Origin of the sequence: Anaeromyxobacter diazotrophicus (genome assembly GCF_013340205.1) — a bacterium.
Classification (GTDB): Bacteria; Myxococcota; Myxococcia; order Myxococcales; family Anaeromyxobacteraceae; genus Anaeromyxobacter_A; species Anaeromyxobacter_A diazotrophicus.
The window spans coordinates 118,289-138,249 of record NZ_BJTG01000003.1; the positions used below are offsets into that span (position 1 = coordinate 118,289).

At 74.3% G+C, this 19,961-nt stretch carries 16 protein-coding genes; 4 read left to right on the forward strand and 12 right to left on the reverse strand.

The annotated features are described in order from the left end of the window. Positions 1-47: 47 nt before the first annotated feature. From HWY08_RS06545 to HWY08_RS06570, 6 genes are all read right to left on the reverse strand, one after another. Entirely contained in the window at positions 48-2,558 is a 2,511-nt protein-coding gene (locus HWY08_RS06545) for a peptidase U32 family protein (protein WP_176064064.1), read from the reverse strand. 80 nt (positions 2,559-2,638) lie between these two features. After that, positions 2,639-4,189 (reverse strand): HPr family phosphocarrier protein, encoded by a 1,551-nt coding sequence (locus HWY08_RS06550; RefSeq protein WP_176064065.1) that lies wholly within the window; start codon positions 4,187-4,189, stop codon positions 2,639-2,641. After that, on the reverse strand, positions 4,186-5,157 hold the full coding sequence (locus HWY08_RS06555; protein ID WP_176064066.1) for an NADPH:quinone reductase: 972 nt from the start codon (positions 5,155-5,157) through the stop codon (positions 4,186-4,188). Before HWY08_RS06555 ends, HWY08_RS06550 begins: the two co-directional genes overlap by 4 nt. 166 nt (positions 5,158-5,323) lie before the next feature. Continuing rightward, positions 5,324-6,370: a J domain-containing protein gene (locus HWY08_RS21815; RefSeq protein ID WP_176064067.1), complete on the reverse strand. Its 1,047-nt coding sequence runs from the start codon at positions 6,368-6,370 to the stop codon at positions 5,324-5,326. Positions 6,371-6,468: 98 nt separating this feature from the next. Further along, on the reverse strand, positions 6,469-7,251 hold the full coding sequence (locus HWY08_RS06565) for an aldo/keto reductase (protein WP_176064068.1): 783 nt from the start codon (positions 7,249-7,251) through the stop codon (positions 6,469-6,471). A gap of 135 nt (positions 7,252-7,386) precedes the next feature. After that, positions 7,387-9,306, reverse strand: coding sequence for a hypothetical protein (locus tag HWY08_RS06570; RefSeq protein WP_176064069.1), 1,920 nt, complete (start codon positions 9,304-9,306; stop codon positions 7,387-7,389). A 296-nt stretch (positions 9,307-9,602) separates the two neighbouring features. Here HWY08_RS06570 and HWY08_RS06575 point away from each other — a divergent pair, with 296 nt between their 5' ends. Further along, the gene (locus HWY08_RS06575; protein WP_176064070.1) at positions 9,603-11,513 is read left to right on the forward strand and encodes a hypothetical protein; all 1,911 of its coding nucleotides are present in this window, start codon (positions 9,603-9,605) and stop codon (positions 11,511-11,513) included. Between the two features lie 57 nt (positions 11,514-11,570). On the opposite strand, the gene HWY08_RS06580 is transcribed toward HWY08_RS06575, so the two are convergent. The 3 genes from HWY08_RS06580 to HWY08_RS06590 are packed head-to-tail and all read right to left on the reverse strand — an operon-like array spanning position 11,571 to position 13,147. Beyond that, on the reverse strand, positions 11,571-11,963 hold the full coding sequence (locus tag HWY08_RS06580) for a type II toxin-antitoxin system VapC family toxin (protein WP_176064071.1): 393 nt from the start codon (positions 11,961-11,963) through the stop codon (positions 11,571-11,573). Next, entirely contained in the window at positions 11,960-12,190 is a 231-nt protein-coding gene (locus HWY08_RS06585) for a FitA-like ribbon-helix-helix domain-containing protein (protein ID WP_176064072.1), read from the reverse strand. Before HWY08_RS06585 ends, HWY08_RS06580 begins: the two co-directional genes overlap by 4 nt. Positions 12,191-12,250: 60 nt before the next feature. Continuing rightward, the gene (locus HWY08_RS06590; RefSeq protein WP_176064073.1) at positions 12,251-13,147 is read right to left on the reverse strand and encodes a DMT family transporter; all 897 of its coding nucleotides are present in this window, start codon (positions 13,145-13,147) and stop codon (positions 12,251-12,253) included. 85 nt (positions 13,148-13,232) lie between these two features. Here HWY08_RS06590 and HWY08_RS06595 point away from each other — a divergent pair, with 85 nt between their 5' ends. Next, positions 13,233-13,880, forward strand: a complete 648-nt coding sequence (locus HWY08_RS06595; RefSeq protein ID WP_176064074.1) for a dihydrofolate reductase family protein — start codon at positions 13,233-13,235, stop codon at positions 13,878-13,880. Positions 13,881-13,898: 18 nt separating this feature from the next. Here the strand turns inward: HWY08_RS06595 and HWY08_RS21820 are convergent, their stop codons facing one another. Both HWY08_RS21820 and HWY08_RS06605 read right to left on the reverse strand, forming a co-directional pair. Further along, complete coding sequence (locus HWY08_RS21820) at positions 13,899-14,735, reverse strand: SEC-C metal-binding domain-containing protein (RefSeq protein WP_235969498.1); 837 nt, start codon at positions 14,733-14,735, stop codon at positions 13,899-13,901. A gap of 200 nt (positions 14,736-14,935) precedes the next feature. Continuing rightward, complete coding sequence (locus tag HWY08_RS06605) at positions 14,936-15,484, reverse strand: dihydrofolate reductase family protein (RefSeq protein WP_176064075.1); 549 nt, start codon at positions 15,482-15,484, stop codon at positions 14,936-14,938. Between the two features lie 186 nt (positions 15,485-15,670). Here HWY08_RS06605 and HWY08_RS06610 point away from each other — a divergent pair, with 186 nt between their 5' ends. Continuing rightward, on the forward strand, positions 15,671-17,548 hold the full coding sequence (locus HWY08_RS06610) for an alpha-amylase family glycosyl hydrolase (RefSeq protein ID WP_176064076.1): 1,878 nt from the start codon (positions 15,671-15,673) through the stop codon (positions 17,546-17,548). Between the two features lie 200 nt (positions 17,549-17,748). Continuing rightward, positions 17,749-18,372, forward strand: coding sequence for a hypothetical protein (locus HWY08_RS06615; RefSeq protein WP_176064077.1), 624 nt, complete (start codon positions 17,749-17,751; stop codon positions 18,370-18,372). Between the two features lie 25 nt (positions 18,373-18,397). Here HWY08_RS06615 and HWY08_RS06620 read toward each other — a convergent pair whose 3' ends face one another. Continuing rightward, positions 18,398-19,927 (reverse strand): sensor histidine kinase, encoded by a 1,530-nt coding sequence (locus HWY08_RS06620; protein WP_176064078.1) that lies wholly within the window; start codon positions 19,925-19,927, stop codon positions 18,398-18,400. Between the last annotated feature and the right edge of the window lie 34 nt (positions 19,928-19,961).

Here is a 19,961-nt window from a genome sequence, read left to right on the forward strand (position 1 = left end):
GGACGTACCTCGGCGAGCGGCCGCGGCCCGACCTGAAGTAGCGGCCGCTACCAGGCCTCGCGGTCGAAGTTCCCGAGGTGGCCCGGCCGGACCACCTGGCCCCGCCGCAGCGCGCGCCAGAGCTCCCGGGCGCGCTCCGGCGCGTAGGGGCGGTGGACGAAGTGCACCCGGAAGCTCCGGGCGCCCGCCTCCCGCAGCGCGGCCAGGCGCGGCGAGAGGTTGTAGGGCGCGTCGTTCAGGGTGAACGCGCGGCAGCGCTCGTTCACCACCAGCGCCTTCCCGCCGTGCGACGAGGTGAGCTCCATCCGCTCGAAGGTGCAGCTGGCCGGCCCGGGGCAGCCGCCGGCGAGGTTGGCGTAGGGGCAGGACTCGGAGATGAAGAGCGGCGAGTCCTCGTACACCACCACCGACGCGGCCGGGCCCAGCTCCGCCAGCAGCGCCGCGAGGTTCTCGCGGACGTCCTCGGTGGAGAGGGTGATCCGGCCCACGCCCAGGTCGCGGAGCTGCCGGGCCGCGGCGCGGTTCACCGCATAGAGGCTCCAGTCGGAGGAGAGGTCGAGGCCCCCGGCGTCGCCGGGCGCGAGGCCGAGGTGCGCCCACGAGGCCGGCCCGGTCAGCTCCCACCGCCGGTACCCCGCCGCGCGCAGCGCCTCGACGCGGGCCCGGAGTGCCCGCTCCTCCCAGCCCCGCACGATGAGCGGGAGCCCGAGCCGCAGCCGCTCCGGCCCGGCCCGCGCCGTGAGGGCGGAGAGCCGCTCGACGAGCCCGCGGAGCGGCAGGAGCCCGAGGTCGACGACGACGTCGTCCGCGCCCTCGAAGTCCTCGGGCTCGAAGGCGTCGAGCGCCTCGAGCCGGTCCACCTTGACGGTGAAGCGCGGTGCGTCGCCCGGGGCGGCGGCTCCAGGTGTGAGAGCGGCCTCGGCGGCGCGGGCCGCTTCGACCTGGCCCCGCGCATGCGCGGTGACCGCCGCGTCCAGCGCCTCCGCCAGCGCCCGCCGCGCCTCGTTGAGCCGCGACACCGGCACGAAGCGGCCGGCCGGGTTGCGCCAGTCGAGCCCGGCCAGCCGGAAGCGGGTGTCGCCCAGCTTCTCGAACGCGGCGCGGGCGCTCGCGGCCATCCCGGCCGGATCGCGCGCCGCCTCGAGCGCGCCGGCGACGGTCACTTCGGCCCGGACAGCGTGCCCCGGCGCGGCCTCGGCGCTCGCCTCCAGCCGGAGCCCAGTCTCCGAGACCTCGGCCGCGACGGACATGGGCCGGCGGGCGCGCTGCGCGAGCTTGGGGCGCTCGAGCTGGTAGCGGAGCTTCACCGCCTGGGACGAGGAGCAGGAGACGGGCGCGCCGCGCGGGACGGTGGGGTAGTCGTCCGGCAGCGGCACCTCCACCAGCGCGCCCGCCGGCGCCTCGAAGACGTCCGCGGCGGCGCCGCGGGTCACGAGCCGCAGGCTGGAGACCCCGAACCCGAACGGACGGTCGAGTCCCGGGACCTCCACCTGGAGCCCGTCGTGGCGCGCCAGGGCGCGCGCGGTGCGGAACCGGATGGCGGCGCCCGCGCCCGACCGCACCACCGCCTCCACCTGGCCGAGCGGCGCGCCGCGGTGGCCCACCAGGTCGCGGTCGGCCACGTCCTTCTCGCGGTGCGAGTCGAGGTAGAGCGTCGTCCAGGGGCGCGCGAAGGTGGCCTTGAGGTCCGCCTCCCGCTCCGGCCGCTCCGCCGCCGGGAGCGTGCCGTCGAGCAGCCGGCGGTAGTAGTCCACCGCGGCCGCGACGTAGGTGGGCCCCTTCTTGCGCCCCTCGATCTTGAGGCAGGCCACGCCCGCGTCGCGCAGCGCGCCCACGTGGTCGGGCAGCGCCAGGTCCTTCATGGAGAAGGCGAAGCCGGAGCGCAGCCGCTCGGGCAGCGGCGGGCCGTCGAGGGAGGTCACCTCCCAGCGGTCGCGGCACGGGTAGGCGCAGGAGCCGCGGTTGCCGCTGCGGCCGAGCACGTGCGAGGAGAAGAGGCAGAGCCCGCTGTAGGCGTAGCAGAGCGCGCCGTGGAGGAAGGCCTCCACCTCCACCCCCGGCACCGCGGCGCAGTCGCGGAGCTCCTCCAGCGTCAGCTCGCGCGCCAGGGTGACCCGCGCGAAGCCCAGGTCGCGCAGCGTCTCCACCCCGGCGCGCGAGTGGGCGGCGAGCTGGGTGCTGGCGTGCAGCTCGAGCTGGGGGAAGTGGCGGCGGGCGAGCCGCGCCACGCCCAGGTCCTGCACGATGAGGGCGTCGGCGCCCAGGTCGGCGAGGTCCCCCAGCGTGTCCACCAGGCCGGGGAGCTCGCGGTCGAGCACCAGCGTGTTCACCGCCACGAAGGCGCGGCGGACGGGAGTGAGCGCGCGGGCGTGCCCGAGGAAGCGGTCCAGCTCGTCGAGCGTGAAGTTCTGCGCGTCGGCGCGGGCGGAGAAGCGCTTCAGCCCCAGGTAGACCGCGTCGGCGCCGTACTGCAGCGCGGCCAGGCCTGCCTCCAGGCCGCCGGCGGGGGCGAGGAGCTCGGGGCGGCGGGGGCCTTCGGCGGTGCTGGATCGGCTCACGGTCCGATGCATATCGCACGGCTCGGGCCGGCGAGAAAAGGCGCCGCCGGGCGCCGGGGCACACTCGCCTGCCGCGTCCGTCAGCGCCGCAGGTACCCGAGCTGCTCCGGCAGGGCGATGTTGTTGCCGTACGCGTCCTCGCCGTAGCCGCTCTCGGCCAGCAGCTCGAGGTCCGCGAGCACGCGGCGATCGCCGCGGAAGGTGGCGGTGACCGTGGCGACGATGTCGATCTTGCCGAGCGCCTGGAGCCGCGCCACGGCGTCGACGATGAAGGCCAGGACCGGCTGCCCGCCGCCGAGCGGGCCCTCGATGGGCGGGAGCGGCTGCTCGTAGAGGATGACCTTGGCCTCTTCGGACAGGCGCACGAGGACGTTGCGCACGGCCCGGACCAGGTCGTCGCCGAGCCGCTCCTCGTCGCCGTTCACGAGCGCGCCGATCTCCTGGGCCAGCCAGCGGCGCTTCCTGGCGTTGATCGCCTCGTTGGCCCGGAAGAGCTCCATCGGCGAGGCCGCGTCGTAGGTCTCGCCGTCGAGCGTCATGGAGACGGCGCTCCCGTAGTGGTACGCCACTCGGGCCACCAGCGTGGAGGGCCGCACGTGGAAGCCGCGGTAGCGCGGGACCGGCACGGTGATCTCGCCCCGCTCGGCGTAGCGCCGGAGGAGCTGCTGGGCGAGGGTCCGGCCGACTTGCAGGTAGCGGGTCACCAGGACCAGCACGACGCGCAGCACCGCGTCGAGCCGCGCCGGCGGGATGCCGCCGGGGTGGTCGCCGAAGAGCGGGAGCCGGTCGCCGCCGGCCGGCGCGTGCACGAGGTGGCGCTCGCGGTAGTGCACGAGCTCGGTCGCCACCTCGAGCAGGTGATAGACGGCGGAGGCGTGCCCGCGGAGCGAGAGCAGCTCCGGGTCGTCGCGCTCGACGTCGGTGCGAGCGACGTGGGTGTCGTAGAGCGCCTGCAGGTTGTGGAAGTCCTCGGCCGCGTCGCGGAGCTCGCCCTCGGTGGGCAGCGCGTCCTGGGACGGGTCACCGCCGGCGGACGCGGCCCTGGGCGCGAGCGAGCGCGCGCCGCCGTCGGCCAGGTTGAGGAACGCGGTGGCGAGCCGCGCGACCGTCTCGCCCGCGTCCTCGACGTGGCGGAGCGGGCAGTCCGGGGGCAGGCGCCCGGGGGGCAGGACCTCCGCGCAGACGTCCGCCGGACGCGGGGAGAGCCCCAGCGACCGCGCTGCCTCGGCGAGCCGCCGGCTGGCCGCGTGCAGCACCTGGGCCGTGAAGCGCCGCGCCTGGAGGAGGCCGGCGTCCAGATCGGCCTCCTCGCAGAGGAGGCGGTACTGGGCCGACGCGTGGAGCAGGTGGACGAGCCCGTAGTGCGCGTGCGCGAAGGTCTTCACCCCCGCCATCACACCTCGGAAGTGCCGCCAGCGCTCGTTCCGGAGCGCGCCGTAGGCGTCCAGCAGCTCCTCGAGCTGGGTGGCCTCGGAGCGGATCATCGCCAGCATCGGCCGGGTCAGGAGCGCGAGCGCGGCGTCGGCGTCGACCGCGCCGAGGCGTCCGGCGACGTCGAGCAGCGAGCGGGCGCGCGCGTCCACCATCGCCGTGAACGCGGCGTCGTCGACGATGGCAGCCGGGTCGTTCATGCCGAGCCGGGGACGAGCACGATCTTCCCGTAGGCGCCGGAGGACATCACCTCGCGGTGCGCCTGCGCCGCCTCCGCCAGCGGGAGCTCCTTGCCGACGATGGGGCGCAGCGTCCCGTTCTCGAGGCCTGCGGCGAGGGCGGCGTGGATCTCGGCGGCCTCGGCGGGCGTCGCGGCCCACAGCGTGAAGCCGCGGATCGAGGCGCGGCGGCTCATGAGCTCGCGGGCGTTGATGGAGGCCTCTCCGCGGTTGCCGATGACGACCACGCGCCCGCCGGGCGCGAGGAGCTTGAGGTCGGCGGCGAGGTTCACGTTCGCCAGCATCTCCAGGATGACGTCGACGCCCTTCCCGCCGGTCGCCTTCAGGATCTCCTCGGTGTAGCCGGCCTTCGAGTGATCGAAGACCTGGTGAGCGCCCTCCCGCCTCGCGAGCTCGAGGCCGCGCGGGGTCCCCGCGGTGCCGAGGACGGTGAGCCCCTGCGCCCGCGCGAGCTGCGCGGCCGCGACGCCGACGCCGCCGCTGGCGCCGTGGATGAGCACGGTCTCCCCGGCGCGCGCCGCGCCGTGGTGGTGGAGCGCCGTGTAGGCGGTTCCGTAGGGGACCCACAGGCCGGCGCCCTGCGCGAAGGAGATCTTCTCCGGCAGCGGGTGGACCTGCGCCTCCTGCGCCAGGGCGAGCTCGGCGTACGCGCCGGAGAGGGTGGCGGCGGTGTAGACGCGGTCGCCGGGCTTCACCCGGGCGACGCCCGGGCCGACCGCCTCGACGGTGCCGGCCGCGTCGGAGCCGGGGGTGTACGGGAGCGGCGGCTTGATGGCGTAGGTGCCGGCGCGCATGTACGTGTCGTACGGGTTCACGCCGGCCGCGCGGACCCGGACGAGCACCTGGCCGGGACCCGGCTTCGGCGCGGCCACTTCGTGGAGGGCGAGGACCTCGGGACCGCCGAACTGGTGAACCTGGATGGCTTTCATGTGGCCTCCTGGGGGGCTGGGAGAGCGGGCCAGGTATGGTAACGCGCGGCGCCGCTCCGCTCACGGCTCGCGACGCGGCCGAGCCTGCCGCCGCGCGCCGGCGGGCGTGCCGGCCGCCGACGGACGCGAACCGGCGAGGTTTCGTCGCCCGGCGAGGGCGGCGCCTCTAGCGCCCCGCGCGCACCCGCTCGTTGTAGGCGGTGATCTTCCCGTTCAGGTCGCGCACGCGGCGCTGGAGGTCCTTCTCCATCCGCCGCGCCCGCTCGAAGCGCGCGTTGTAGGCGGCCTTCGCGCTCGCGAGCGAGGCGGCCCGGCGGGGGTCGGGGGCCGACGCGAGCGCCGCCTCCGCGGCGTCGATCCGGGCGCTCTCGGCGTCCAGCTCGGCGGCCTCGGCGGCGAAGCGGCGCTGGTCCGCCTCCAGCGCCTCGCGCTCGGCGTCGAGCTCGCCGCTCGTGGGGCTGAGCGAGGCGGTCCGGCGATCGCGCGTGGCCGGCCGGGGCGCCGGCTGCGCGTGGGGCCGGGCCGGCGCGCTCCGCGGCGGCCGGGCGGGAGCGGGCGCGCTCGGCGGAGGCGGCGGGGCCTGCGGGGTCGCCGGGACCGGAGGCGCGACGACGACCGCGGCGGCCGCCGGCGGCGCGGCCGCAGGCAGGTTCGCGAAGGCTCGCTTCGCCAGGGGCCACGCCCCCGCGACGCAGGCCGCGACCGCCGCCACACCGACCGCGACCGGCAGCCACCTCGGGGAGGAGCGCGCGGACCGCTGCGCCGCGGAGGGCTCCGGGGGGCGAGGCGCCGCGCCTGGATCGTTCGGCTCCGGCTGGACGCGGTCGCGCAGCTCCCGCTCGAGCGCTCGCGCGACCGAGGCCGGGCAGCCCTCGCCGGCGAGGAACGCGACCACCACCTCCGGCGTCGCGCCGTTCAGGATCATGTCGGACGCGAGGTCGCTCAGGTACTCGAACAGGACCTTCGCCGCGTCGGTGGGCGGCACGCGCGCCGAGCCGTCGGGTCCGGCCGCCGGGCCGGGCTCCGGCGCGCCCGGGAGCGCCGGGTCGGAGAGGGCCCGGTACGCCTCGGACACCGCGCGGAACGCGGCGACGTCGCCGCCGGCGCGGTCCGGGTGGGTGGCGAAGGCGCGCCGCCGGTAGGCGGTGCGGACCTCCTCCGGGGTGGCCTCGGCCGAGAGCTCGAGGGTGGCGTACGCCAGGGCTCGATCCACGGTTCCTCCGCCGCCGGTGCCGCCGCGGCGACGCGCAGGCTCTCATCGCAGGGCTGCGGCCGCAACGCCGACCATGTGCGCCGCGCGCGCACCTGCCGCTAGCCGTGCACGGCGCGCCCGAGCTCCCGCATGAACGTCAGCTCCGCCTCGGAGAGCGGCCCCTTCTCCAGCGCCGCCAGGTTCTCCCGCAGCTCGGCCGCGTTCCGGGGGCCTGTCAGCACCACGTCGACGTGCGGGCTCGAGAGGCAGAAGCGGTAGCAGTCGCCGGCGGTGGCGGCCGGGCCCTTCCAGCCGCGCGGCGGCCGGAGCAGCTTGCGCCAGGAGGTCGCCGTGTACGCGACGACCGCCGGGCGGCGGCTCTGGAGGTGCGGGAAGACGTCGGTCTCGGCGCCGGGGTGCGCGGCGTTGTACCGGATCATGAGCAGGTCGAGGATCGAGCGCTCCGCGAGCTCGCCTGCCCGAGGGCGGTCGTGGATGGACGCGCCGAGCGCGCGGACCTTCCCCTCCTCGCGCAGCCGGGCGAGCTCCTCCTGGACCGGCCCCGTGAACGCGGACATCTTGCCCAGCCAGTAGAGCTGGAGGACGTCGAGGTAGTCGGTGCCGAGCGCCCGCAGCGCGCCCTCGGCCGCCTTCCGCACCGCACCCGGGAAGTAGCCGAGGAGCGGCCCCGCGGAGACCGCGTACCGCTCGCGGTCGCGCCTCAGCGCGTCGCGCAGCGCCGGGGTGAGCGCCTTCATGCGCGGGCTCCAGAACACGTACTGCACGCGCTCGAGCGCCTCGCGGCAGCCCGCCTCGTCGAGGCCGAAGGTACCGGAGAGGCCCAGGCGAAAGAGGCGCTTGCGGAGCGCGGGAACCTCGCGGGCCACGAAGTCGGTCGCCATGCGGGCGATCCTCCCGCCCCGCGGTCGGGGCGGCAAGCGCGTTCGTGGCGCACGCGCCCATGAAGGAAGAGGGTGACCCCCGAGCTCCGGGGATCACCCTCCGAGCGATCGTGCCCTCGGGGTTCTATCGCCGCTCTACTGACAGACCGCCGCCGCGATGCAGAGGCTTCCGCTCTTCACGGTGCCGTCGGGGCACCCCGAGAGCTGGCAGCTGGAGGTGGCCGCGTCGAAGGCGGCTCCGGACGGGCACGGCGCGCCGGAGCAGCTCCCCGGGCCGGCGTCGAGCGCGAAGCCCGCCGGGCACGACCAGGGCCCCACGTACTGGAGCGTCTCGGTATCCCAGGTGAACCCCGGCAGCGCGCTGCCGGAGGTGCAGGCCTGCTCGTAGTGGCCGAAGCCCGAACCCGCCGGGCAGGCGGAGTTCAGCGCGCCGGCGCAGAAGCGACCATCGACGTCGAGGATGAATCCCGGCGGGCACGTGGGGGCGGCGGCGCTGGCGACCGGCGGGAAGTCGCACTTGGCGTTGGAGGGGTTGTAGGTCTGGCCGGCGGCGCAGGCCGCGGAGGCGGTGGCTTCACATTTGGTGGTGTACGCGTTGATGGTCGTCCCCGCCGGGCAGCTGGCGGTCACCATGGGGCCGGCGCAGCTGCCGTTGGAGGTGTTGAGCGCGTAGGCCGGCGGACAGTACCAGGGCCCGACGTACTGACCGGTCTCCGTGTCCCAGCTGAAGCCCGGGAGCGCGGCGCCGGAGGTGCAGGTCTGCTCGTAGTTGCCCCAGGTGCCGCCGAACTGGAGGCAGGCGGAGCTGGCGCCCCCGGCGCAGCGGTTGCTGGCCGCGTCGAACGCGTAGCCGGTGGGGCAGCTGGCGGCCGGCGTCAGGGTGGCCGCGATCTCGCACTTGTTGGTGGACGAGTTGTACGTGTAGCCGCTCGGGCAGGGGCCGAGGTTCGCGGCCTCGCACTTGCCGTTCCAGACGCCGAAGACGCTGCCGGTCGGGCAGACAAGCGTGGTGGCCACGGCGGGAGCAGGGGCTGCACAGGCCGAGGTGGCCGCGTCGTACACCTGGCCCGCCGGGCACGGCGCGCCGGAGCAGCTCCCCGGGCCGGCGTCGAGGGCGAACCCCGCCGGGCACGACCAGGGCCCCACGTACTGGAGCGTCTCGGTATCCCAGCTGAACCCCGGCAGCGCGCTGCCGGAGGTGCAGGCCTGCTCGTAGTGGCCGAAGCCCGAGCCCGCCGGGCAGGCGGAGTTCACCGTACCGGCGCAGGTGTTCACGTCGGCGACCAACGTGTAGCTCGGCGGGCAGACCGACGCGGCCGCGCCGATCAGCGGCGGGAAGTCGCACTTGGCGTTGGAGGGGTTGTAGGTCTGGCCGGCGGCGCAGGCGGCGGAGGCGGTGGCTTCACACTTGGTGGTGTACGCGTTGATGGTCGTCCCCGCCGGGCAGCTGGCGGTCACCATGGGGCCGGCGCAGCTGCCGTTGGAGGTGTTGAGCGCGTAGGCCGGCGGACAGTACCAGGGCCCGACGTACTGACCGGTCTCCGTGTCCCAGTTGAAGCCGGGGAGCGCGGCGCCCGAGGTGCAGGTCTGCTCGTAGTTGCCCCAGGTGCCGCCGAACTGGAGGCAGGCGGAGCTGGCGCCCCCGACGCAGCGGTTGCTGGCCGCGTCGAACGCGTAGCCGGTGGGGCAGCTGGCGGCCGGCGTCAGGGTGGCCGCGATCTCGCACTTGCTGGTGGACGAGTTGTACGTGTAGCCGCTCGGGCAGGGCGCGAGGTTCGCGGCCTCGCACTTGCCGCTCCAGACGCTGAAGCTGCTCCCACCGGGGCACGTCGCCGAGCTCGTCGTGGCGGGCGCGGAGACCTCGCAGCGGTTGGTGGCAGGGTCGTAGGCGTACCCCGGCAGGCAAGCGTTGAAGCTCGCCTGGCACCGACCGGCCGCGGCGCTGTAGGTCGTGCCGGGCGGGCAGGAGCACGAAGCGCTGGCCGCGCCTGGCTGCAGGGCGATGAAGCTGGCCAGCACGAGCGACATACCGGGGAAGACAAGCCGTCCGTTCATGGTTCACTTTCCTGGACTGCGAGGCGCCGCACCGATCGCGGGCGCCGGCTGCGACGCCGTCCTCGGGGCGGCGACCCCCGTCCATGAGACGCGAGGATCTGCCGAGCTTTCGTCGAGTGCTGCCCAGGTGATGCGGCGAGAAAATCACTCCACGTATGACCTCGTCGAGGGGCAACGGCGGCTCGGGGCTGCGGCGAAATGCCGCGATCGGGGTTGCGCCGCGCCGAGCGGCCGTGGTCAACTTCGGCCACCGGCGCCGTCTGGCGTGAAGCCCCGCGGCCGCGCGCGGACCTGACATGATCAAGCTCCTGGCCGTTTGCGCGTCGTTGCTGGCGCTCGCCGCGTGCGAGCACGCTCCGGCGTTCTACCGCGTGGACCATGACTCGCTCGCGCTCGTCCCGCCGACGCGCGCCGACCGGCCCGTCGCGCCTTCGAGCCGGCCGTACGCCCGGCTCGAGTTCATGGCGCTCCCCTCCGCGCGCTCGTTCCTCGATCAGGGCATCGTCACGGTGAAGGTGGTGAGCGGCGCCGTGGAGGTGAACCGGGCGTTCGCCGCCGCGCGCGCGCTCGCGCCCGACGCGAAGGAGCGCTGGTTCGCGAGCGTCGCCGTGCCGGTGTCCGAGACGGGCGCCGTGAAGGTCGCGATGACCGTCAGCCTGGTGAAGGGGGTCAACACCGCGGAGAAGATGACCCGCATCGCCGCGGCGAGCCAGGACCTCCTGGCGATGTTCCCGGTCGCGTACGGGGTCGCCACCACCGCCAAGGGCGCGGTCGAGCTCGCCGCTGCGATGTCCGGCGGGAGCGTCGAGGAGTCGTACGCGCAGACCTTCGACGTCGGCGTGGGGCCGAGCTGCGCCGAGGCGACGGCGGCCTGCCTCGACGCGCGCGGCGACGACACGTTCGTCGTGGTGTGGGGCGCCTCGAGCCCGGAGAAGGCGGCGAGGCTCAAGCTCGACGCCGGGGTGCTGCGCAACCGCGACGCCAGCGCGGCGCAGGAGCCCGGGCTGGCGGTGCGGGTGACCACGCCGTCCTTCCCCGCCGAGGTCTTCAGCCCCGAGGCGCGGGTCAGCCTGGAGGGCGCCGCGCCGCGCGACGGCGGGGCGATCCAGGAGGGCCAGCTCCACGAGGAGCTCGTGGCGCCCGCCCACCGGCCCGCGCTGCGCGAGCTCAGGACCGCCCTCAACGCGGCGCGGGCGAGCGGCGGCCCCGAGGACGCGATCGCGCTGGCGGTCGAGGACCTCGAGGCCTGGACGCAGCGCACCTGCGGGCGGGAGCTCGCGCCCGACGCCCTGCCGTGCACGGCCGCGTCGAGCGTCGTCGCCCGCCACCGGAGCGCCAGCCCGGCGCTGAAGCCGCTCGCCGCCGCCCTGAGGCGCTGGCGGGCCCTGTCGGCGCAGCTCGCCGGGCCGCCGCAGCGCGGCCGGGACGCCTGCCAGGCCCTCGACGACGACCGGAGCGCGTACGTGGCGGTGGACGCCGAGACCGACCACCTGCTCGCCGATCATCCGCAGCTCGCCGCGAAGGCCCCGGGGCTCGGCGCGGCGCGCCGCGAGGCGACGGCTGGCGTGCGCGACCTCGCCGACGCCTGCTTCGCGCTGCGGCTCGGCGTCGCCGGCCAGCAAGATCCGGCGGCGAACCCGGTGCTGGGGTCGATCGCTGCGGCGGACGTGAAGCGGGGCGCGTTCTACATCCCGAACCGCGCGGCGATCGGCGCGCCGGGCCTGGAGCGCATCCGCGAGGCGGTGCGGTCGGCGCGCGCGGCCGTGGCGAAGCTCGCGCCGCCGAAGCTGGAGCTGCCGACCCTCGACTGGTTCGTCACCGTCGCCGAGACGCAGTGCGCGGACGCCGCCGCGGTCGAGCGGATGCTGGAGCGGCGAGGGGACGCCATCGTCACCATCATCAGCTCGTACCTCGACGACGCCGTCGAGGCCGCGAGGCCGCACGCGTGCGAGCAGGACGTGGCCGCGCTGCTCCGGCAGGCGAAGGAGCTGGAGGCGGTGCCGGGCGACAAGGACGCGGTGGCCGACCTGGCGAAGAAGCTCAAGGGCACGCGCGACGCGCTCCTCGCCGCGGTGCGGAAGTCCGAGGAGCTCGAGCGGGCGCAGCCCGGGACCGCGGGCCGGTGCAGCGGCGCGAGCGCGGAGCCCGCGGCGGCGAAGCCGAGCGCGGGAGCGCCGAGCGGCGCGCAGGCCGCCTCTCGGTCGTGAGAACGCGACGAGCGCCCTGGCTCGGAGCGCGGCGCGGCGATCCCGCCGGTTCGCGGTTCAGAGGAGCTCGATCCGCGCGCGATGGCCGTGAGCCCGCGCCAGCTTCGCGTCGCGCGTGACGAGCGGGGCGTCCAGGGCCTCCGCCAGCGCGAGGTACATCGCGTCGTACGCGGTGACGGCGTGGCGCAGCTCCCAGGCGCGGTGCAGGAGGACGGCGTGTCCGTACCGCCTCAGCGGCAGATCGAGGAGGTCCGCCAGCGCGCGCTCTCCCTGGCGCGCCGACAGCTCTCCCGCCGCCGCGTATCGGCGGATGGCCTGGGTCACCTCGACGTCGACGAGGTGCGGCGCATGGAGGGTCTCGGTGGGGTCGAGCAGGCGGGCCGCGGCGCGAGGCGCCGCATCGGTCCCGAGGAGCAGCTCGAGCAGGGCGGAGGCGTCCGCGACGATCACGTGCGGTCGCGCTCCGCCCGGATGGCCGCCGCCGGCGAGACGCGGAGCTTGACCCGCGGTCGGGAGAGGAGCCGGTCACGCAGCTCCTCGAGCGTCGGCTGCTCGGCGACGCGGCGCGCCTCGCGGGCCAGCAGCTCGGACAGCGTGACCCCCTCCTTGGCCGCCTTGATCTTGAGCCTCCGGTGGACCTCGTCGGGGACGTTCCGGATCTGGATCATGCGGGCCATGCGGCTCACCTAGTCGCATGTGACTCGCATGTCAACCGCACCAGGCTGCCGCGGGCGTGCTCAGCCCGGCTCGCCCGCGGGCGCCTTCCCGCGCTCCCCGAAGGCGATCGCGACCAGCACGCCCGAAGCCGTGATGACCGCGCCCACGTAGGTGAGCGGGCTCGCCCGGACGCGGTGCTCGAACAGCGCGTCCACGAGGAGCGCCATGACCGGCTCGACGAGCACGAGCGTCGTCACCGTGGCGAGGCTGACGTGGCGCACGAGGTAGAAGTAGGCGCCGAAGGTGACCACCGATCCGAACACGGCGAGGTAGAGCAGGGCGGCGGTGGGCGCGAGCGGCAGGGGCGACGGGACCGGGCGGCGCTCGACCGCCGCCGCGAGCAGCCACAGGGCCGCCGCGGTCGCCGGGAAGAACACCGCCGTGTTCGCGAGCGAGCTCGAGCCGGAGGCGTGCCGCTTCACGAGGACGGTGAAGGTCGAAGCGCATGCGACCGAGCCGAGGATGAGCCCGACCGCCAGGCCCTGGCCCGCCGAGACGGACATCCTGTCCCTGAAGATGACGGCGATGCCGGCGAGGCCGACGAGCGCGCCGGCGATGGCGCTCGGCCGCAGGCGCTCGGTCCCGGTGACGCGGGCGATGGCGGCGGTCACGAGCGGCATGGTGCCGTACAGGACCGCGGCGATGCCGCCCGGCACCTCCTCCTCGGCGCGGTAGACGAGCGCGTAGCCGGCCGCGTTGAGGAGACCGCTCACCGCGAGCCACCCCACGGCGCGGCGGCGCGGGCGAGGCTGGCCGAGGCCGAGCCCCAGCGCCACCGCGAGGATCCCGGCCGCGACGGTGAAGCGGAGGGCGGCGGAGAGGAAGGTCGGGTAGCCATCCGGACCGATGCAGACCCGGATGGCGTACCAGGTCGTTCCCCAGACGAGGGCGCAGACGGCGTAGGCGAGCGCGGGCACGCGGGGTCCGTCGTATCAGCAGCGCGGGGCCGCGGCCAGGGTCGAGATCGCTGCCGCGCGCGCGGTGCGCGCTTAAAGGCACCTCATGTCCAGGCTCCGCGTGCTGAGCTTCGCCGTCTCGCTCGACGGGTACGGCGCCGGGCCCGATCAGGATCTCCAGCATCCGCTCGGTGTCCGGGGCCCAGAGCTGATGGAGTGGTTCTTCGCCACCCGCGCCTGGCGCGCGATGCACGGGCAGGAGGGGGGAGAGACCGGGGTCGACAACGGAATGGCGGAGAAGGCCTTCGAGGGGATCGGGGCCTGGATCCTCGGCCGCAACATGTTCGGCCCCGTCCGCGGCCCGTGGCCCGACGAGAGCTGGAAGGGGTGGTGGGGGGACGAACCGCCCTATCACACGCCCGTGTTCGTGCTCACCCATCACCCGCGCGCCCCGCTCCGGATGAAGGGCGGAACGGAGTTCCGGTTCGTGACCGAGGGGATCCACGCCGCCCTGAAGCAGGCGACGGAGGCCGCAGGCGGGCGCGACGTGCGCCTCGGCGGCGGCGTCTCCGCCGTCCGGCAGTACCTGAGCGCAGGGCTCATCGACGAACTGCACCTCGCCGTGCGCCCCGTCCTGCTCGGCGCCGGAGAGCACCTCTGGCGCGACCTCGACCTGCATGCGCTCGGCTACGCCTGTGAGAAGGTCGTCGCAGGCGAGCGCGCGACGCACGTCTTCCTGCGCAGGAAGGCGTGAGCGCGTGCGGCGGACGGATCAGCGCCTCGCGCGCTGCTCGTCCGCGGGCAGATGGCAGTTCTTGTACTTCTTGCCGCTCCCGCAGTGGCACGGGGCGTTGCGCCCGGGCCGCGGGTCGCGCCGGGCGGGCGCGGTCACCGGGGCCGCGTCCTCGAACGGAACCCAGAGCCGCTCGGCGCGATCGAGCACCTCCTCCATCCGATCGCGCTGCTCCTCGCCGAGCGACCCGCCGAGGTAGCGGACTGCCCTCGCGATCGCGACGAGGTGCTCGCGGTTGCAGAGGTCGCAGTCGCCCACGGGCGCGGCGAGGAGGCGGTCCATGGCGCTCGAGAGCTGCGCGACGGCGCGCCACTCTCCCCGCTCGGCGAGGAGCCGGGCGGCGGTCGCCGGCTCGTCGTCCAGCAGGCGGAGGAGCGCGGCGCGGATGCGCGCGTCGTCGGACGGGAGGCGCGAGAGCGCCTCGGCGAGGCCCTCCCGCGCACGTCCCTCGGTCGAGCCGCAGCCATCGAGCGCGGCGAGGAGCGCGGCGAGTGAAGCAGCGCCGAAGCGTGGCAAGCCGGTCAGCGCGGCGAGCCGGAGCGGATGGATGCTGGGCAGCGCGAGGCATCGGACCAGCGCGGGGACGACGGGGGTGAGCTTCAGCTCGGCCGCGAGGTAGGCGGCCCGGACCGGATCGCCCGAGCCGGTCGGATGCGAGAGCTCCCGCAAGATGACCGAGCTCAGGACCTCAGCGGCGAGCTCCGCCCCGATCGAACGCGCCTCCTCGACCGCCGCGTCGTCGAGGCCCGAAGCACGGGTCGCGAGCAGGGCACGCAGGCGAGCCGCGCCGTGAGCTGGAATGGTCGGGTCGAGCATGAAAGGTCCTCCCGTCGGTAGGCGTGCGCGGACCGCGGCGCGTACCCAGGTCCGAAGCGCGGACCGGGGTGGAGGCCGAAGTCTCGAGCTGGGATGGGACACCCGCGCACGAGAGGGTGCATCTGCAACCCGCGTGCGCAGCGCAGGGGCGCCGGCGAGGGCGCGGGCGCGCGGCGGCGGAGGACTCTCGGCCCTGGCCGCTAGCGCCGGCGGTAGTGCAGGGCGACGATGCCCGACCGGAGCCGCTTCGCGGCCACGAACTCGAAGTGCAAGGAGGGCTGCAGGCCGGAGAACAAGTACGGACCGTGCCCGGCCACCACCGGGTGGACCACGAAGCGATACTCGTCCACGAGGCCCAGGCGCTGGAGCGCGGCCGAGAGCGTCGGGCTACCCACCAGCACTCCGCGCGGCGTGGCCTTCTTGAGCGCCTTCACCGCCCGGGCGAGGTCTCCGTCGAGGTGATGCGTGTTGTTCCACGGAAAGTCGCGGCGCGTGGTCGAGACCACGTACTTGGGCTTGGCCTCGAGCTTCCTCGCCCAGGTCCGGCTCGCCTTTGCCGCCTTCGGATCCCGCGCCACCTGGGGCCAGGCGTCCTCCATGAGCTCGTAGGTGTTGCGCCCGAAGAGCATCGCCCCCGCCGCGTCCATCACGCGCGTCCAGTAGCGGAGCATCTCGTCGTCGGCGACCCCCTCGCGGTGGTCGCAGCACCCGTCCAGCGTCACGTTGAGCGCGAAGGTCAGGAGGCCCATGGGGCTCTACCTGTCGCGGGGGGCGGGGCGCTTCAAGCAAGCGGATCCGAGGAGAGAGGCGCGGCGCGCCCTCCTCGTGACGGCTCGGGAGGACGCCTGCCCGCTCGGCCTCTCTCCACGCGGGGTGAGCCCGTCACGCCGCGGCCCTCGACCCCCTCAGCCACGAGCGGGGTGGGAGGAACGCGAATGTCCACGCCTGAACTGCGCAGCGCCCGAGACATCGACTTCGCGGACCTGACCCGCGGCGCCGAGCCAGCCCTGTCGTCGCCGAGCGAGGCCCACCGCGGTCGCTTCACGCCCTCGCCCCGCGCCTGGGAGGACCTCGTCTTCTACTTCCTGCTCCCCGACCGCTTCTCCGACGCCAAGGAGACCGACTACCGGGGCAACGACGGCCTCGTGATCCGCGGCGCTGGCACCCCGAAGTACACCCCGGCCTCGAACGGCAACGCGATCGGCACCGAGCAGGAGGCCGCGGCGTGGCGGGAGGCCGGCAAGGGCTGGTGCGGCGGGAACCTGCGCGGCCTCGCGAGCAAGGTCGGCTACCTGGCGCGGATGGGCGTGACGGCGATCTGGGTCGGCCCCGTCTTCAAGCAGGTCGCCGGCCTCGACACGTACCACGGCTACGCCATCCAGAACTTTCTCCAGCTCGACCCCAGGTTCGGGGCGCCCGCCGACCTTCGCGAGCTGGTCGACACGGCGCACGCGCACGGCATCTACGTGGTGCTCGACATCGTGATCAACCACACCGGCAACGTCTTCGCGTACACGGGCGACGCTCCCTATTCGGCCGGGCGGACGTATCCGGTGAAGGGCTTCTACGACCAGCAGCGCGCGGCGGCGCTGCCGTTCAGCGCGCTCCCGGCCGGAGCCTCGATCGAGGCGGCGGTCTGGCCCGCCGAGCTGCAGGCGGGGTCAGCCTTCCACCAGCGGGGCTACATCCAGCACTGGGATGACGACCCCGAGTTCCGCGACGGAGACTTCTTCGAGCTCAAGGACCTCGATCACGGCGCCGGGGACGTCGCGCAGTACAACCCCTCGGCGGCCCTCGACGCGCTCTGCCGTTCGTACTGCTACTGGATCGCCTACGCCGATCTGGACGGGTTCCGCGTCGACACGGTGAAGCACGTCGACGACGGCGCGGCGCGCTACTTCGCGTCGTGGATCCACGAGTTCGCGCAACGCCTCGGGAAGGACGACTTCTACCTCGTCGCCGAGATCACCGGCAGCCGGCAGTTCGCGTTCGACAAGCTGGAGCTGACCGGCCTCGACGCGGCGCTCGGCATCGCGGACGTGCGCGAGGCGATGAGCGCCGTCGCCACGGGCGCCGCTGGACCCGCGGCCTACTTCGACCTGTTCCGCAACTCCAGGGAGCTGGGGAAGGACACGCACGCCTGGTTCCGCGACAAGGTCATCACGATGATCGACGACCACGACAAGGTCGGCCAGGATCCGAAGGCGCGCTTCTGCGCGAGCGGCGACGGGCCCGCGCTCGTGCTCAACGCCCTCGCGCTCAACGTGACGACGCTCGGCATCCCCTGCATCTACTACGGGACCGAGCAGCGCTTCGACGGTCAGGGGAGCGGTGGCTTCGCGGATCGATACATCCGCGAGGCCATGTTCGGCGGGCCGTTCGGCGCGTTCCGGAGCCGCGGCTGCCACTTCTTCGACGAGGAGGCGCCGGTCTACGTCGAGCTGGCGAAGCTCCTGGCGAGGCGCCGGGAGCGGCCGGCCCTGCGGCGTGGGCGGCAATACCTGCGACCCATCTCCGGCGACGGCGTCTCGTTCGGATGGCCCACCCGGCTCGGCGGGCCGATCCGCGCGCTCGTCGCCTGGTCGCGCATCCTCGACGCCACCGAGATCCTGTGCGTCATGAACACCGACCCGGAACATCCGACCACGGCCTGGGTCACCGTGGACGACGGCCTTCATCGCCCGGGCTCCACGCTGAGGTGCTTCTATTCGTCGGACGCCGCGGGGATCGGGCGCACCGTGACCGCGGCCGCCCGGAACGGCTCCGCGGTGCAGCTCGAGGTGCCCGCAGCCGGGTTCGCGATGTACGAGTAGGGTGGCCGCCGGCGACTGTCGGCCCCGCGACACCTGCCGGAAGTGGACACAGTCCCGTCGCCCCGTGGTCGAGCAGTCGCGGCCGGAGGAGGCCGTTTTCGCAGCGGAAACAGCCGTCGCGTCGCCTGGCCTGCCGCGTGCAAAACGAAGTGCGCATCGCTGCTAGCCGAGGGGACGGGACGCCGATGAATGACAAGCTCATGAGGCGCAGTCTGCTGCTCGTAGGTGTTGGCCTGCTCCTGGGCGGCGGTCGCGCACGCGCGCAGGAGCTCGTCGCGACCCCGAGCAACAAGTTCGAGCTGCGCCTGGCCTCCGGGTACGGCCAGGGCCTCGGGCCGGTTGCTGCCGGCGTTCCGACGTTGCAGGAGCTCGGGAGCGCCGGAGGGACGTTGCTCGTCGACCTGGGTTACCGCCTCGACCCGCGCTGGGAGGTCGGCGTGTACGGGGAGTTCGGCCTGTTCGGCGCCGGCAAGCTCCCAGGCGGAGACCAGGCCTTCAGCCTCGGGGCAGGCCTCCAGGGACAGCTCCACCTCGCCCCTGCCGGCCGCTTCGATCCCTGGGTCGGCCTGGGCGTCGGCTGGCGAGGGTACTGGTCGGACCTCCACGGTGGCGCGTATGGCCTCCAGGGGCTCGACCTCGCGCGCTTCCAGGTCGGCCTCGACTACCGCGTCGCGCCCACGTTCGCGGTGGGACCGGTGGCGGGCATCACGCTCACGAAGTTCCTCTCCGCGGAACCCCTGGGGGCCAACGGCTACAACGACACACGCGATCGGAAGGTCAACGCGTTCGTCTTCGGCGGCGTCGGTGGTCGATTCGAGCTGTGAGGCCGGGTCCGGAGCCTTCCTGACGTCACGGGGGGAACGCGGCATCCTGCGCGACCAGCTCACGGCGCGGCAGGCGCACCGCGAAGCTCGTCCCGTCCTCCGCGGTGGAGTGCACGTCGATGTCGCCACCGTGCGCGGCCACGATCTGCTTCACGATGTAGAGCCCGAGGCCGAGCCCGCGCCCGTGCGACGCGCCGCGCCGAAAGGGCTCGAAGAGGACCGAGAACAGCTCGGGCGGGATCGGGGCGCCGGCGTTCCAGACCGTGAGGTGCAGCTGGTCCGCGCCGCCGTCGAGCGACACGCGGACCGGCTCGCCCGGGGAGCCATAGACGATGGCGTTCCCCACGAGGTTCGACACGACCTGCGCCATCCGCGCCGGATCCCACCGGCCTCGCGTATCGCCCTTCACCACGAGCGCGATCTGGCGCGCCGGGTTCGCGGCGAGGATCTCCTCCACCACGCCGCGGGTCACCTCGTGGAGGTCGGTCGGGACCCGCGAGATCGGCAGCGCGCCCTTGAAGCGGGTCTCGCTGAAATCGAGCAAGCTCGCGATCATCTCCAGCATGCGCTTTCCGGACCAATCGATCGCCGCGGCGAGCTCGCGCGTGTCGTCGTCCAGGCCCTCGCGACGCAGGAGCAGGGTCGCCGCGGTCCGCACCGCCGCGACCGGATTGCGCAGATCGTGGCCCAGGATGCCCAGCATGCGGTCGCGGAAGGCCAGCGCGTCGGCCAGCGCCTCCTGCACCCGCTTCTGATCGGTGACGTCGGTCGCGGCGCCGGTGACTCCGGTGACGTCGCCCGATGGGCCGCGTAGCGCCTCCATGTGGACGATGCAGTGGTGCGTGACCCCGTCGAGGGTGAGCCGGACCTCGTCGCGGCTCGGCGCGCCGCTCTCGAGCACCGCCCGCTTCCGCGCCTCGAAGTGCGCGGCCTCGTCGGGCCGGATGACCCCGGGCGAGACCTTGCCGACGAGGTCCTCGGCGCGGAGCCCGTACATGGGGTTGTAGATCCAGCTGTAGCGCAGGTCGCGGTCGGTCTCGAACACCGAGACGTGGGTGTGGGCCAGCGCGACCCGGAAGCGCTGCTCGCTCCGCTTGAGCTCCTGGTGAAGCCGGGCGTTCTCGACGACCGCGGCCGCCCGCTGGGCCAGCTCCTCGCCCAGCGCGAGGTCCTCCTCGGCGTAGCGGCGGCCCGAGTCCGACGTCATCACGAACGTCGACACTCCGACGACGGAGTCATGGACGACGAGCGGGACGATGAGGAGCGATCGCGTGCCGACCTCGCGCGCGAGCGCCCGCAGCGCCGGGGTCCAGCCATGCGCGATGGCCACCTCGTCCGTGTAATCGGCGAGGAGGAGCGACCGGCCCGCGAGCAGCGTCTGCCGCGACGGGTCGCCCGCAGGCGGGGCAGCTCGCCTCACTTGTTCCGCCATCGCGACCCAGATCGGATTGCGGTACGCCACCTCGACGCGGCGCAGGTCACCGCCCTCGACCACATCGACGACGCACCAGTCGGCGAACTCGGGGATGGACAGCCGCGCCACGGCCGCCAGCACCGCGTCATATTCGAGGGTGCCCGCGAGCGCGCCA